Below are 14,723 nucleotides of genomic sequence, written 5' to 3'. Positions count from 1 at the left end.
TGTGCTTCGACGCTAGGGGCGAGCGTGGGAGGGCACCCGTTCACGGCACCCGTACGGGTGCACGGGCGACGGTGTCAGGGCTTGCGGGCGACCCCCGCGTAGACGGGCACGACACCCTCCGTCTGGGCCGCCACGTCCTCGGCCTCCGGACGCCAGCCGGTCACCGGGATCACACCGGGACCGAGCAGTTCCAGCCCCTCGAAGAAGCGCTGGAACTCGACGATCGAGCGCGGGAAGAAGGGGGTGCCGCCGGCCTTGAAGGCGGCCGCCGCCTTCGCGACGGCCTCCGGATTGAGGTCGGGGGTGACCTGCGACAGGATCAGGTGGCTGCCCGGGGCGAGGGCCGCGACGTACTCGCGCAGCAGGCCGTGGACGTCGTCGCCGTCGGCCTCGCCGCCCAGGTAGTGGGTGAGCGCGACCAGCGACAGCGAGACGGGCCGTGTGAAGTCCAGGGACTCCGCGGCCCGCGCCAGCAGGGTGCCGACGTCCCGCACGTCCGCGTGCACGTAGTCCGTGGAGCCCTCCGCCGTGCCGCGCAGCAGCGCCTGCGCGTGCCGCAGCACGATCGGGTCGTTGTCCGCGTACACCACCAGGGACTCCGGTGCCACGTCCTGCGCGATCCGGTGCAGGTTGGGCTCGGTGGGGATGCCCGTGCCGATGTCCAGGAACTGGCGTACGCCCGCCTCGGCGACGGTGCGCACGGCCCGGTGCATGAACCTTCTGTTGGCCCGCGCCCCGCGTACCGCGGTGTTGTCCAGGGTGAGGATCTTGCGGGCCAGCTCCTCGTCCACCGGGTAGTTGTCCTTGCCGCCCAGCCACCAGTCGTAGACGCGGGCGGGGTGCGGACGGCTGGTGTCGATCTGCGGCAAGGCGTCGGATCCGGGCATGCGGTGTCTTCTCCTCATGGGGGGCAGGGGATGGACAAGGTGCCGTGCACTGCTCAGAAGTTCTCGCGGAACTCCCGCAGGATCTTTCTGGTGCGCTGGGCGGACGCGGCGCGCGCCGTCATGTGGTCGAGGACCTCCAGATGCGCGGAGACCTCCGTGCGCGAGTCGAGGTAGAGGGCTCCGGTCAGGTACTCGGTGAAGACCATGTCGGGCAGCTCGGGCTCGCCGAAGCGGAACAGCGTGAAGGGCGCGTACGTCCCCGGGTGGGGGCCGTCCTTGAACTCGGCCAGCTGCAGGGTCACCCGGTCCCGCTCGGCCAGCTCCAGCAGTTTGTCGAGCTGTTCGCGCATCACCTCGCCGCGGATGCTCACCGGGCGCCGCAGGACCGTTTCGTCCATGATCACCCACAGGTGGGGCGGGTCCGGTCTCTCCAGGAGCTGCTGCCGGGTCATCCGCAGGGACACATGGCGCTCGATGGTCTCCGGCCCCGTCTGCCCTATGGTGCCCGCCTCCAGCACGGCACGCGCGTAGTCCTCGGTCTGCAGCAGCCCGGGCACGAAGTGCGGCTCGTAGGAGCGGATCAGGGTGGCGGCGCCCTCCAGGCTCACATACAGGCTGAACCAGTCCGGCAGCACGTCGTGGAACCGCTGCCACCAGCCCGGCTGGTTCGCATCCTCGGCGAGGGCGACGAACGCGGCCGCCTCGTCGTCCGGGACGCCGTACGTATCCAGCAGCACCTGCACGTACGGGATCTTCAGCGCGACCTCGGCCATCTCCATGCGCCGGACGGTCGCGGGGGCCACCCGCAGGACGCGCGCCGCCTCTTCCCGCTTGAGCCGGGCCGCCTCCCGCAGCTCCTGCAGACGCTTGCCGAGCACAACCTGGCCCACGGTGGGCGCGGGACGCCGCTCACTCACGCCACGCCTCCCCATACGCACCCAAGTCTGCGCGAAGCAGTGTGCCATGTTCCGGTGACCTTCTCACGGGGTCGGTGACGAGTCGTTCGCCACGCGGACCCTCCGCGGGATCACCACTCCCCGGGCGCACCGGGCATTACCCCCGGGGTAATCGACCCCCTCGGCCGGGCGCGGGAACGTTGTGACACCGGGTTCCGGGCCGGCTCACTCGGCTCCGCGACCCGGTCCCGCCTGCCGCAACACGACCCCGACGGAGGGTGACACGCCATGTCCGCGACCCAGCTCACCGCGCTCGCGCGCACCAGTGACCCGCACGCCGCACTGCGCCGCTTCCTCACGCTCGACGCGATGGTCACGGGCGTGAACGGCCTTGCCTACCTTGCCGCTTCGGGGCCGCTCGGCCGGTTCCTCGGCGTCGACCGGGACCTGCTGCTCGCCCTGGGCGCGGTCCTCGCGCTCTACGGCGCCGCCGTGGGCCTGCTCGCCGCACGGGCCCGGCCCGCCGCGCTGCCGGTCCGGGCGGTGATCGAGACCAACCTCGCCTGGACGGTGCTGAGTCTGCTCGCCCTGGCCCTGTGGCTGTCGCCGACGACGGCCGGTGCGGTGTGGACCGTCCTCCAGGCGCTGACGGTCGCCGGCTTCGCCGCCCTGCAGCACCTGGCGCTCAAGGCCCGTCAGGACATCAGTGAGTGAAGGTACTTGACCGTCGCCGGGTCGGCCGGGAGCAGCGTCTCGATGGCCAGCTCGGCGACGGTCACGTCCATCGGGGTGTTGAACGTGGAGATCGACGAGATGAACGACAGCACCCGGCCCTCGTGCTCGATCTGCATCGGCAGCGCGAAGTAGGGGACGGGCTCGGCCGGTTCGCGGTCCGTGGCCGTCTCGGGCACCGGATACGCCGCGACCTCCTCGTGCAGCGCACGCAGCGGACCGGAGCGGTACAGCGCGATCTGCCGCTCCATCTGGGCCAGCAGATGGCCGCGCCACTCGCGCAGGTTGTGGATGCGCGGCGCCAGCCCCTCCGGGTGCAGGGTCAGCCGCATCACGTTCAGCGGCGGCCGCAGCAGGTGCTCGGGGACGCCCTCCAGCAGCATCACCACGCCCCGGTTCGCCGCGACCACGTGGTACATCGCGTCGACGACCAGCGCGGGGTAGGGCTCGTAGCCCTGGATGAGGCGCTCCATGCCCTCGCGCAGGGTCTCCAGCTCGGGGGAGTCCAGCGGGGTCTCGGGGTAGTGCGGGGCGTAACCGGCCGCCAGCAGCAGGGCGTTGCGCTCACGCACGGGCACGTCCAGGTGCTCGGCGAGACGCAGGATCATCTCCTCGCTCGGCCGGGAGCGGCCCGTCTCGACGAAGCTGATGTGCCGGGCCGAGGAGTCGGCCCGCAGCGCCAGCTCCAGCTGGCTGACCCGCCGCCGCTCCCGCCAGGCCCGCAGCAGCGGACCGACGCCCTTGTCGGCGGGGGTGACTACGGAGGCTGAGGATCCGGTAGCGGCAGTGGTCATACGTACGACGGTAGTCGAGGACGCGTGCCGAACCGATACGTACGACGCCGACGGCCGGGCACCCGTCTGACCAGGGCCGTAGTCACTCGCATGTGGCAGGCTGAAGGGGAACCCGGTGTCCCGGAAGGAGCGAGGTCATGTCCGTCGAACCGCTGTCGCAGAAGGATGTCGAGGAACGGCTCGCGGAGCTGCCCGGCTGGTCCCTCGACGGCGACCGCCTCACGCGTCTCTACCGCCTCGGCTCGCACTTCGGGGCGACGGCGCTGGTCGTGCACATCGCGCAGGTGCAGGAGGAGCTGAACCACCACTCCGACCTCACCCTCGGATACAACACCGTCTCGCTGTCCGTGCACACGCACAGCGCGGGCGGGGCCGTCACCGAGAAGGACTTCGAGCTGGCGCAGAAGGTGGAGGCGCTCGCGCCCGGCCACGGAGCCCAGTGACACCGTGCTCGACTACGACAAGGAGGCCGGCGCCTACGACGCCCTTCGTGGCGGCGAGCCCCGCGCGGCGGCCGCCGCCGACGCCGTCCTCGGTCTGATACCCGCGGGCACCGGCCGGCTCCTCGACGTCGCCTGCGGCACCGGCATCGTCACCCGCAGGCTCGCCTCGGCACGTCCCGGCCTCAGGGTGACGGGCGCCGATCTGACCTACGGCATGGCCCGGATGGCGGCCGTACGGCTGCCCGGCGCCGTCGTGCTCGGCGACAGCCGCCGGCTGCCCTTCGCCGACGGCACCTTCGACGCCGTCACCAGCGTCTGGCTGCTGCACCTCCTCGAGGACGCCCAGACCGTGCGCCGTGCCGTCGCCGAGTGCGCCCGGGTGCTGCGCCCCGGCGGGGTGTACGTCACCACCGTCGACAAGGCCGCCGCGCACGACGTCGGCAGCGACATCGACGCCGTGCTCGCCGGGCGCCCGCGACGGGCGGCCCGGGACGCCGCGCCACTCGTCGAGGCGAGCGCGGCCGCCTGCGGGCTGGTCCCCGCCGGACGGGCCGGTTTCCGGGGTCACGGCCAGGGCCGCAGCCCGCGGCGCACCGCGGCGGACCTCGGCCGCGGCTGGTTCACCACGCTGCCGCCCGGCGATCCGCTCACCGAGCGGTTCGCCGCCGGGCTCGCCGCGCTCCCGGACCAGGACCGGCCACGCGCCGACCCGGTCTTCAGCCTGCGGTCCTATCGGAAGCCGGGCGCGTGAAGTCCATCGTCCAGTTGGTCACCCAGGTCGCGCCTCCGTCGGTGGAGAACGCCTGCTCCCAGTGCGCGGCGGCGGGGGACACGTCCGCCCAGACGAACCGCACGCGCACGTCCTTTCCGTCGTGCACGTCGTCGCCGTAGAACTCGCCGCGGTCGCCGTCGAAGCGGCCGGTCACCGGCGGGAACAGCGTGCGGTGCGGCTGGAGGACCAGTTCAGCGACCACTGCTCGCGCTCGGCGTCGAAGAGCCGCAGGGTCAGCCCCTTCGCGCCCAGCTGCGGCAGGTCGATCTCGTCGATGTTCGCGGTGCCGTCGAACAGCGACCGGCACCAGCTGGTGGACGCGAACTCCAGCCAGTCGCTGTCCGGGTCGAGGAAGTCGGTGCGGCGGCGGTGGGCGACCTGCCACTCGCCGGGCAGGAAGTCGAAGTCGTGCGGGCTGCTCATCGGCGTTCTCCGGTTATTCCTTCGGGCAGGGAGTCGGTCAAGTAGGCGTCCAGGTCCGGGACTTCGGGCACGAGCATGTGCCGTACCCAGGCGTCCCGCTCGTGCTGGAGCGGCGGCAGCTCGAAGACGCAGCCGATCCAGGGCAGTTCGGGCCGGACGAAGTGCGTGGGGTCGTGGTCGGGGCAGCCGACGACCGGCTGGCCGGCGGCCGCGTTCGCGTAGTGCAGGACGTTGTCCCAGACCCAGCTGTAGGCGTTGACGTAGGCGCCGTCGTCGTTTCCCCGGTGAACGACGACGAAGGTCACCGGCGGCGTGCCGTCCGCCGCCGGCAGCAGCTCGGGAAGGATCTCGTACGCCGCCTTCTCGACGTCCGGCGCGATCCCGGCGGGGTCGGCGGTGACGTGGTAGCGCTTGATGTGCCTGCCTGCCACCTCGATCGGGGGCGGCACGGTCAGGAGTTTCTCCGTGAAGGGCATGGGGTGACGCTAGGAGGCCTTCACTGACACCATGTGTCAGTGAAGGCTGGCCGACTCGTCTCGATACTGCTCCTCCTCCAGACCCGCGGACGGATGACCGCCGCCCAGCTCGCCGAGGAGCTGGAGGTCTCCGTGCGCACCGTCTACCGGGACGTGGAGGCGCTGGGCGCGGCGGGCGTCCCGCTGTACGGCGACGCGGGCCATGCCGGCGGCTACCGGCTGCTCGACGGCTACCGCACCCGTCTGACCGGCCTCAACGCCGACGAGGCCGAGGCCCTCTTCCTTGCCGGCGCGCCCGGCCCGGCCGCCGAGCTGGGCCTCGGCTCGGTCCTGGCCGCCGCCCAGCTCAAGGTGCGCGCCGCCCTGCCGCAGGAGCTGCGCGCCCATGCGGACCGGGTCAGCGGCCGCTTCCACCTCGACGCACCGGGCTGGTACGCGGACGACGAGGAGGCGCCGTTCCTGCCGGCGGTCGCCGACGCGGTGTGGAACAGCCGCGTGCTCGACGTCCTCTACCGCCGCTGGGCCGAGCCCACCGACGTCGAGCGCCGACTGGAGCCGTACGGACTGGTGCTGAAGGCGGGCCGCTGGTACGTCGTCGCCGGTCCCGGACCGCGCACCTTCCGGGTCGACCAGATCCTCCGGCTCGCCGCCGGCGACGAGGAGTTCACGCGCCCGGACGGGTTCGACCTGGCCGCGTACTGGACGGCGTACCAGCGCGACTTCCACGACCGGCTGTACCGCGCGGAGGCGCTCGTCCGCCTCGCGCCGGGCGTGACACTGCCGCGAGCGGTCGACACCCGTACGGAAGAGGGCGGTTGGACCGTTGTCCGGGTCCCCGTCGAGTCGGTGGAGCACGCCCATGGCGAGTTCCTGCGCCTCGGGTCGGCGGTCGAGGTCCTCGAACCGCCGGAACTGCGGGCGCGGATCGCGCGCACGGTGGCCGAACTGGCCGAAAGGTACGGCAACTCGGCGCAGAACCGCGGCGACTGAGGGGCGCAACCCGTCCGTCCTTCCTGGAGGTTCGTCCCGTGCAGCACTCCCACCGGCACCGCAGACGCCGAGCCCTTCTCTCGGCGGTGACCACGGCCGCGGCCCTGATCGCCGCCGGGCTCACCGCACTCACCACGACCGGCACGGCCGCGGCCGCGACGTCGCGCCAGGTCGAGAAGCTCGACCGGGGCGTGGTCAGCGTCCACACCGACAGCGGCAACCTGGTCGGCTGGCGCTGGCTCGGCACCGACCCGAACGACGTCTCCTTCAACGTCTACCGGGCCGGCACCAAGGTCAACTCCGCCCCGATCACCGGCTCCACGAACTACTTCCACTCCGGCGCCCCCGCCCAGGCCGACTACACGGTCCGCGCGGTCGTGAACGGCGTCGAGCAGGCCGACTCCGAACACGCCATCCAGTTCCGCACCGGCTACAAGGACGTCCCGATCACGCCCCCGGCCGGCGGCACCACCCCCGACGGCGTCTCCTACACCTACGAGGCCAACGACGCCTCCGTCGGCGACCTGGACGGCGACGGACAGCTCGACTTCGTCCTCAAGTGGCAGCCCACCAACGCCAAGGACAACTCCCAGTCCGGCTACACGGGCGACACGATCGTCGACGGGATCAAGCTCGACGGCGCCCGGCTGTGGCGCGTCGACCTGGGCCGCAACATCCGCTCCGGCGCGCACTACACGCAGTTCCAGGTGTACGACTACGACGGCGACGGCAAGGCCGAGGTCGCCATGAAGACCGCGGACGGCACCGTCGACGGCACCGGCGCGGTGATCGGCAGCTCGTCGGCCGACTACTGCAACTCCAGCGGATACGTGCTCTCCGGCCCCGAGTACCTGACCATGTTCAACGGGCAGACCGGCAAGGCGATGCAGAGCGTCGACCACGTCCCGGCGCGCGGCACGGTGTCGTCCTGGGGCGACTCGTACGGCAACCGGGTGGACCGCTTCCTCGCCGGGACGGCGTACCTGGACGGCTCACGTCCGTCGCTGATCACGGCCCGCGGCTACTACACCCGTACGGTGATCGCCGCCTGGGACTGGCGGGGCGGTGCCTTCACCCGCCGCTGGACCTTCGACACCGACTCCTCGACCAACTCCGGCAAGGGGTACGACGGCCAGGGCAACCACCAGTTGTCGGTCGCGGACGTCGACGGGGACGGCAAGGACGAGATCGTGTACGGCTCGATGGCGGTCGACGACAACGGCAACGGCCTGTGGACCACCAAGAACGGCCACGGCGACGCCATGCACGTGGGTGACCTCGACCCCTCCCGCGCCGGCCTGGAGGAGTTCAAGGTCGACGAGGACTCCTCGAAGCCGTCCTCCTGGATGGCCGACGCGAAGAGCGGCCGGATCATCTGGTCCACGGCCGCCAACGGTGACAACGGCCGGGGCGTCTCCGGCGACATCTGGGCCGGCAGCGCGGGCGCCGAGTCGTGGTCGTCGCACGCGGACGGCGTGCGCAACCCCAAGGGCACGGTCGTCGCGAGCCGCAAGCCGGGCAGCATCAACTTCCTGTCCTGGTGGGACGGCGACACCGTGCGCGAACTCCTCGACGACACGCACATCGACAAGTACGGCACCTCGGCCGACACCCGGCTGCTGACCGGCTCGGGGGTCCACTCGAACAACGGCACCAAGGCGACCCCGTCCCTGTCCGGGGACATCCTGGGCGACTGGCGCGAGGAGGTCGTCTGGCCGACCGGCGACAACACGGCGCTGCGGATCTACTCCACGCCGTACGAGACGGGCACGAGGATCACGACCCTGCTGCACGACACCCAGTACCGCACGGCACTGGCCTGGCAGAACACCGCCTACAACCAGCCGCCGCACCCGAGCTTCTTCATCGGCGACGGGATGGCGACACCGCCGAGGCCGGCGGTCCACACCCCGTGACACGCAGAGGCGGCCGGCCGCGGGCTGCGGACGGCCGCCTCACCGGCTGGTCAGAGGAGACCGCCCAGCAGCCCGCCGAGGAGACCGGTCACGACTCCGAGGAGACCGCCGACCGGGTCGGACGAGGACGAGTCGTCGTCCGAGGAGGGCGTGAGACAGGCCTCGTGGCCCATCAGGGACACATGGGTGGTCCCCGCGCACGCGGCGGGGGTGTCGGTCGTCGTAGCCGCAGACGCGCACGGCGCCATAAGGGTCAGAGCGAGTACGGGAGCGGCGAGGACCGCCGCGACGCGGGCGCGGGTCACCTTGCTGGTGCGCTGCGACATATCTGGCCTTTCGACAGCTAGGGGAGAACTTTCTTGATCAGCCTCACGCCGCCCCGTACGCTCCGCAACTCGAGGATGACCCACTGTGACGGCCCGGTCGTCAGGTGACCGTGCAGCTCCGACCGCCCAGCGTGAACGACGAGGGTTTCGTGTTCGCCCCCGACCTGCTCCCCGTGAAGCCGAAGCCCACGGACGAACCGGCCGTGACCGTGCCGTTCCAGCTCACGTTCTTCGCGGTCACCGCCGCGCCCGACTGGGTGTAGCCGGCGTTCCACAGCTGTGTGACCTGCTGGCCGTCGGCGAAGGACCAGCCGAGTGACCAGCCGCTCCAGGCACTCGATCCGGTGTTGGTCACCCGCACGTCGGCCTGGAAGCCGCCCGACCACTGATTGGTGATCCTGTACGTCACCGTGCACGCGCCGGTGGGCGCCGGATCGCCGCCGCCCCCACCGCCGTCGCCTCCGCTCGCGTCGGAGGTGTCGCCGTAGACGACGCCGCGCCCGTTCGTCGAGATGTACACCCGCCCGTAGACCCGCGGGTCGCCGGTGATCGCCGCGCCCGTCCAGCCCCACCGGTGGGCGTCGTCGTTGATGCGGGTCCAGCTCGCGCCCTTGTCGGTGGAGCGGAAGATGCCGCGGACACCGCCGATCTCCGCGCTGGTGTAGAGCGTCTGGTACGAGGCTCCCGTGGCCGCCTTGCCGAAGCCGATGGTGTCGGCCTGCTCGACGTTCGCGAGCTTGGTGAAGCTCGCCCCGCCGTCCGTGGAGTGCCACAGGCCGTAGGCGCCGTCCGAAGCGCCACCCGCGAGCCAGACATCCCCCTTCGCGCCGGGCAGCGCCTTGAAGCGCACGCTGTCGCCGCCCGGGAGTCCGCCGGCGGAGGAGGCGGTGAAGGTCGCGCCGCCGTCCGAACTGACGTAGAACCTGCCGGACTTGAAGCCGTAGAAGGTCTTCGGGTCGACCCGGTCGGACTCGACCCGCGCGCCCGCGGGGATGCCGCTCGACGCGGACCAGGACGAGCCGAAGCCGGTGGTGTACTGCACGCCGGTGCCGACGGGGCTCCAGACGAACCGGCTGCCGTCCGGGGCCGCCGCGACCGTGCCTCCGCCGCTGACGCCCGAAGGGTCGGTCCCCGCGAACCAGTTGGCGCCGTTGTCGGTCGAGAACGCGATGTGCGGGCCCGAGTCCAGATCGCCCACCCGGACCACGGTGCCGGGGTCGGTCTCCGCGAAGTCGAGGCTCGTGGTCGTGGTGAAGGTGGGGGAGGTGAACATCATCGACGGGACCTTGGCGAGGTCCGTGTGCCGGAACCCGCCGATGTCACCGAGGGCGCTGAACAGCTGGGCGCCGCCGGACGGGGGAGCGGCGAGGTCGTTGACGGCCGTCTCCTCCAGCCCCTGCACCATGGGCCGCACGGTGAACTGACCCCCGCTGTCCCACTTGGTGAGGTCCTCGCTGCCGTAGAGCGTCGCGCCGGTCCCGTACATCATGCGGTCCGAGTCGAACGGGTCGATCTCCAGTGACTCGGTCATCCAGCCCAGTTTGGGGGTCTGTTCGGGCGGCGACGGGTTCGCGCCGAAGGTCAGCCACGGCGACGACGAGACGTCCATCGTGTAGCGGTTCGAGCGGTCGGGGTACGACGTGTAGTCCCACGCCCGCGTCCAGGTCGCCCCGCTGTCGGTGGACCGGAAGATCTGCGTGTCCGGCCACCAGGAGCTGTACGCCGTCGCCATCACCGTGCCCGGGTGCTGCCGGTCGACCGTCAGCCCGCCGAAGCCGTAGGAGGTGTCGGCCTCCGCGACCGGGCTGATGTCCGTCCAGGTGCCGGTCGCCGTCGCGTACCGCCACAACTGGCCCTTGCCGCCGTCGTACGGGCCGCCCTTGTCGCTGTAGGCGAGGTAGAGGTAGCCGTGCTTCGCGTCCAGCACGCTCTTGTGGGCCAGGTAGCCGGTCGGCTGCCCGGCCAGCCGCGTCCAGGTCGCGCCCGCGTCCGTCGACCGGTACACCGCGTTGTCCTTGTCGGCGACCCCGACATAGATCGTCTTCGTCGCCGAACCCGCGGTCCCCGTCGACTCGTCGAAGGTGACCCACACGATGCCCTGGTTGTCGGAGGCGTAGCCGCTCGCGTCGGTCGAATCCTGCACGTAGTTCCCGGCGTTGGGGAAGTCGGCCACCTGCGACCAGGTCACCCCGGAGTCCGTCGACCGCCACAGTCCCTTCCCGCTCGGCGCGCCCAGATACAGCACGCTGTCCTTGTTCGGATCGATCGCCAGCCGCTCGCCCATGCCCCGCCCGGGCATGTTGCCGCCGAGCTTGAAAGGCAGATCGGTCTTCTGCCAACTGCCGCCCCGGTCGGCGGATCTGAGCACGGCGCCGTTCGTCGGGTCCCAGCTGTTGGTGTACGTGCCCACAGCCGCGTACACCTTGTCCGGGTCCACGGAGTCGGAGGCCAGACTGACGACACCGGTGTGCCCCCAGTCGTCCCAGCCGACCGAGTCCAGCAGCGGAGTCCAGGTCTTCGTCGACTGCTGCCAGCGGTAGGCGCCGCCGATGTCGGTGCGGGCGTAGGCGAGGTTCTTCTCGCTGCGGTTGAAGACGATCCCGGGGACGAAGCCGCCGCCGTCGATCCGGGCGTTCTTCCAGGTGTACGTGTCGGCGGCGAGGGTCGTCCGCGGGGCGTTCACGGCAAGAGCGGGCGCGCCGCCCGCCGGCAACCCGGCGGCGAGCGCCAGAACAGCCGTGAGGATACGGGTTCTTCGCACGATGGGGTCCTTCCGTGTGGGGAGACGCGCGAGTGCCGGGCGGCCCCCGTGCGGGAGGGGCCGCCCGGCTGTGGCCCCGACGTCAGGTGTCAGGACCGTGTACGCGGAGCGTCGACGGGGCTATTCGAGAAGCTCCGCGTACGAGCCCATGGCCAGGGCGATGTCCGCCTGGGCCCAGAACCGGTGATACGTGAACGAGGGCGCCGCCCCGCCCGCGAGATACGCCTGGATCTTCGACCAGGCCGGGTCGTTCTTGTAGAAGGACCTGAGCGAGGCGAAGGTCGACGAGGAGTTGATCGCGTCGCCGTTCGGCATCTTGCCGCTGAAACCGCTCGGAACGTACACGCCGTCGTCGAAGCGGTTGTAGTCGGCGCGGGTCTCCGGGACGGCGACTCCAAGGCCGTCCTGGTAGTGGTCCCACATGCCGTCCAGCAGCGCCTTGGCGGTCGTCTTCGCCTCCGTGTCACCGGACTTGGCGCCGTAGTACGTCAGGGTCTTGGCGTACGCGGCGGCCACACCGACGTCGTTGGTGTAGTCGGCCACCGTGACGTGAAGTCCGCTGTTGGGGCCGGGACTTGACGCGTTCCAGGTGTCGGGCCGGCCCGACCACTGGAGCGTCGAGGGGATCAGATACGTGCCGTCCGGGTTGATCGTGGTCTTGGACAGCGCCCAGTCGACCCATTTGTCGAGGACCGCCTTGGCCTGCGCGTTCCCCGTCTGCTGGTAGTACTCGGCGACCCGCTCCATCGACCACGCCTGGAAGCCGAACCACTGGTTGGACGGCGGGTCGTGGTAGACGGGCTGCTGGTCGTAGTACATGCCGTAGAAGGTGGGCGTGCCGGCCGGCGGGGTCGCGTATCGGCCCGCCCAGCTGTTGGTCGCACCGCCCGCGATGGCGCCCTCGTCGGACTGCAGCCAGCGGTAGAACTCCAGCTGCCGGGTGAGCGAGGTGCTCCAATCCGCCGCTCCGGTCGAGGACTTGGGCTTCAGATCGGCGTACGAGCTCAGCGCGTACGCGGCGAGCGGGTTCTGGTACCCGCCGTGGACATGGCTGGAGCCGATCCGCCAGGCCCAGCCCGCGCTGGTGTCGGTCGCGCCTCCCCAGGCGTAGTACCAGGACAGCAGGTAGTCCGAGGCGTCCTTGCCGGTGCCCGCCGCGCAGGTGGACGGCCCGACGCAGTTGCCGATCTTCTTGAAGTACTTGTCGTACATGGCGTAGCGCAGGTAGTCGCCCATCTTCGCGGCCTTGCCGACGGTCGCGGAGACGTCACTGCCCTTGCCCTGCTGCTTGGCCCATACGTCGGCCCAGTACGCGGCCTGCACCGCACGCGCGTCGGCGTCCGGGGCGTCCGTGTACTTCCACTGCTTCGCGTACGACGAGTCACCCGTGAACAGGTCCAAGTACCCGTTCGTCCCCCCGTACTTGAAGGCGTCACAGGTCGGCTGAGGCACCGTCTCCCACACCGACTCCTGCGCACCGCGCTGGAAGGTGTTGAGGTACGACGGTCCCTGCGACGTGGGTCCGCCCTCGCAGGTGCCGCCGGGGGTGTCGCCGTAGCCGTAGACGTTGTCGACGTCCTGCAGCCAGTGCATGCCGTACACGTCGTCCGTGCCGTACGCGCTCTTCAGCTCGCCGGCGATCGGGTCGGAACCGACCGAGACCGACGTGTCGAGCTTCGCCGGGTACTCGTTCGGGGTGTCGAGCTCGGGTGCGTACGTGGCCGGCTTCGAGGCGTTGTAGAAGGAGTTGGTCGGCTGGTCGGCGTGGGTCGGGATCATGTACTTCTCCATGAGCGACCACGCGCCGTTGAACTTGGACCAGTCACCGGTGACCTTGCCGTACATCGCCTGCAGCCAGAGAAGGTAGCTGTAGGCCTCCGACGTGGTCTCGTGGCCCTGGTCCGGGGCCTCGACGATCAAAGTCTCGACCGAGTGGTAGGGGATGCCCTCGGGCGAGAAGTAGCCGTTCGCCGGGTTGGTGATCTTCCCGTACAGGTCCAGGAAGCGGGCGTCGTACGCCTTCGAGGCCGCCAGCTCGGTCACGGTGACGGTGGCCTTGCTGTGGCCCGTCGCCGTCGACTCGAAGGATGCCGAGCCGGTGCCGGAGGAGTCCGCGGTGACGGTCACCGTCTGCGCGGTGCTCCAGTTGGCGGGCGTGAAGGTGAGCGTCGCGCCGCCGGTGACCGACAGACCGCCGGTGCCGCTCGCGCGGGCCGTCGTGACGGTCACGTTCGACGAAGGCTGCGTCGACAGCTTCACCGCGTACGTGCCCGACTTGCCCTGCTGGACGCCCAGTTGAGTGGGAGAGGCGACCACCGCGGGGCCCGAGGCGACCGTGATTCCGACGGGTGTCGAGTCCGCCGACGCGCCGAGGCTGTCGTACGCCTTCGCCACCAGCGAATGACTGCCCACGGTCAAGCCAGTGGCCGAAAACGTGTAGGGCGCGCTGGTGTCCGTGCCCAGCAGGGTCGTGTCGTCGTAGAACTCGACCTTGCTGACGGTGGCGTTGTCGGCCGCCGCGGCCGTGGCCGCGAGCGGCACCGCCTCGCCCTGCGAGTAGACCGCGCCCGAGGTGGGGCTGGTCAGCACGGTGACCGGCGGCTGGTGCGCGCCGGCGCAGGTGGTGCCGTTGACCGCGAATCCGGTCGGGGCCGTGTTGGTGCCGCTGTAGGTGAACTGCGCACCGGTGGAGACGGCGGCGCCCGCGGCGATCTTCGCGTTGTAGCTAGCGTCCTTCACGCTGATCGACTGCCCGGACTGGGACCAGGTGCCGTTCCAGCCGTTGGTGAGCTTCTGGCTGCCGCTGTAGGCGTACGTCAGCGTCCAGCCGTCGATCGCGTCGGTGCCGCGGTTGGTGAGGGTCAGGTCCGCGGTGAAGCCGGAGCCCCAGTCGTTCGTCTTGTAGTCGACACTGCACTGAAGTGCCGCCGCGTGGGCGGGAGTCGTGCCACTGCTCAGCATGGTGAGCGGAAGCGCCAGGGCCGCGACGATCGCGGTCCAGAGCCGCCGCACGGCTCTGCGTCTCATTCTGGGGTGCATGTGCTGGTTCCTCCTTGCGGCTCGGAGAAGTGGGGGCGGAGCAACAAGCCTTGAACCAGTGGGAGCGCTCCCATAGTGGGGAAGGGGGCGGGAGCGGTCAAGGTGCTTGAAGAGTCGAAAAGATTCGACACCGATGAGTTGGGCGAAAGTCAGCGAACTTTCGTAACTCCCCTGTCCTTTGCCGTCACTTGGCGCTAGCTTCAGTGGCACCAGTGGGAGCGATTCCATCAGTCGACGCGTCCGTCACGGCGCGCCCGAGCTGCAAGGA

At 70.6% G+C, this 14,723-nt stretch carries 12 protein-coding genes and 1 pseudogene; 5 read left to right on the top strand and 8 right to left on the bottom strand.

What is annotated here, in order from left to right; genetic code table 11:
* Nucleotides 1–74: 74 nt before the first annotated feature.
* Nucleotides 75–887 (bottom strand): SAM-dependent methyltransferase, encoded by an 813-nt coding sequence (locus tag ACGFYN_RS00980; protein ID WP_393863571.1) that lies wholly within the window; start codon nt 885–887, stop codon nt 75–77.
* 53 nt (nt 888–940) lie between these two features.
* On the bottom strand, nt 941–1,804 hold the full coding sequence (locus ACGFYN_RS00975; protein ID WP_393863570.1) for a helix-turn-helix domain-containing protein: 864 nt from the start codon (nt 1,802–1,804) through the stop codon (nt 941–943).
* 267 nt (nt 1,805–2,071) lie between these two features.
* Between ACGFYN_RS00975 and ACGFYN_RS00970 the strand changes: the two genes are divergently transcribed.
* The gene (locus ACGFYN_RS00970) at nt 2,072–2,497 is read left to right on the top strand and encodes a hypothetical protein (RefSeq protein WP_393863569.1); all 426 of its coding nucleotides are present in this window, start codon (nt 2,072–2,074) and stop codon (nt 2,495–2,497) included.
* Here ACGFYN_RS00970 and ACGFYN_RS00965 read toward each other — a convergent pair.
* The gene (locus ACGFYN_RS00965) at nt 2,479–3,309 is read right to left on the bottom strand and encodes a helix-turn-helix domain-containing protein (RefSeq protein ID WP_393863568.1); all 831 of its coding nucleotides are present in this window, start codon (nt 3,307–3,309) and stop codon (nt 2,479–2,481) included. The genes ACGFYN_RS00970 and ACGFYN_RS00965 overlap by 19 nt on opposite strands.
* 137 nt (nt 3,310–3,446) lie before the next feature.
* Between ACGFYN_RS00965 and ACGFYN_RS00960 the strand changes: the two genes are divergently transcribed.
* Nucleotides 3,447–3,752 carry a 4a-hydroxytetrahydrobiopterin dehydratase gene (locus ACGFYN_RS00960; protein WP_393863567.1) on the top strand — a complete coding sequence of 102 codons (306 nt, stop codon included), beginning with the start codon at nt 3,447–3,449 and terminating at the stop codon, nt 3,750–3,752.
* 4 nt (nt 3,753–3,756) lie between these two features.
* Nucleotides 3,757–4,503: a class I SAM-dependent methyltransferase gene (locus tag ACGFYN_RS00955; RefSeq protein WP_393863566.1), complete on the top strand. Its 747-nt coding sequence runs from the start codon at nt 3,757–3,759 to the stop codon at nt 4,501–4,503.
* Here the strand turns inward: ACGFYN_RS00955 and ACGFYN_RS00950 are convergent.
* Together ACGFYN_RS00950 and ACGFYN_RS00945 are read right to left on the bottom strand one after the other, a co-directional pair.
* Nucleotides 4,469–4,947 (bottom strand): annotated as a pseudogene (locus ACGFYN_RS00950) (hypothetical protein). The gene ACGFYN_RS00955 and the pseudogene ACGFYN_RS00950 overlap by 35 nt on opposite strands.
* Nucleotides 4,944–5,423 carry a hypothetical protein gene (locus ACGFYN_RS00945; protein WP_393863565.1) on the bottom strand — a complete coding sequence of 160 codons (480 nt, stop codon included), beginning with the start codon at nt 5,421–5,423 and terminating at the stop codon, nt 4,944–4,946. Before ACGFYN_RS00945 ends, ACGFYN_RS00950 begins: the two are co-directional and overlap by 4 nt.
* Before the next feature lie 39 nt (nt 5,424–5,462).
* On the opposite strand from ACGFYN_RS00945, the gene ACGFYN_RS00940 reads away from it, so the two are divergent.
* Together ACGFYN_RS00940 and ACGFYN_RS00935 are read left to right on the top strand one after the other, a co-directional pair.
* Entirely contained in the window at nt 5,463–6,413 is a 951-nt protein-coding gene (locus tag ACGFYN_RS00940) for a helix-turn-helix transcriptional regulator (protein WP_393863564.1), read from the top strand.
* Between the two features lie 38 nt (nt 6,414–6,451).
* Entirely contained in the window at nt 6,452–8,329 is a 1,878-nt protein-coding gene (locus ACGFYN_RS00935) for a rhamnogalacturonan lyase (RefSeq protein WP_393863563.1), read from the top strand.
* 50 nt (nt 8,330–8,379) lie between these two features.
* Here the strand turns inward: ACGFYN_RS00935 and ACGFYN_RS00930 are convergent, their stop codons facing one another.
* The 3 genes from ACGFYN_RS00930 to ACGFYN_RS00920 all read right to left on the bottom strand — a co-directional run bounded on the left by ACGFYN_RS00930 (nt 8,380) and on the right by ACGFYN_RS00920 (nt 14,455).
* A complete protein-coding gene (locus tag ACGFYN_RS00930; protein WP_393863562.1) occupies nt 8,380–8,655 on the bottom strand; it encodes a hypothetical protein in 276 nt (91 codons plus the stop codon).
* Between the two features lie 100 nt (nt 8,656–8,755).
* Nucleotides 8,756–11,416, bottom strand: a complete 2,661-nt coding sequence (locus ACGFYN_RS00925) for a cellulose binding domain-containing protein (protein WP_393863561.1) — start codon at nt 11,414–11,416, stop codon at nt 8,756–8,758.
* A gap of 120 nt (nt 11,417–11,536) precedes the next feature.
* On the bottom strand, nt 11,537–14,455 hold the full coding sequence (locus tag ACGFYN_RS00920) for a glycoside hydrolase family 48 protein (protein ID WP_393863560.1): 2,919 nt from the start codon (nt 14,453–14,455) through the stop codon (nt 11,537–11,539).
* Between the last annotated feature and the right edge of the window lie 268 nt (nt 14,456–14,723).

It is taken from the genome of Streptomyces sp. NPDC048419, assembly GCF_043200415.1.
GTDB lineage: Bacteria > Actinomycetota > Actinomycetes > Streptomycetales > Streptomycetaceae > Streptomyces.
Note: the sequence above shows the minus strand (reverse complement) of the source record. Positions and strands in the feature narration are given on the sequence as shown.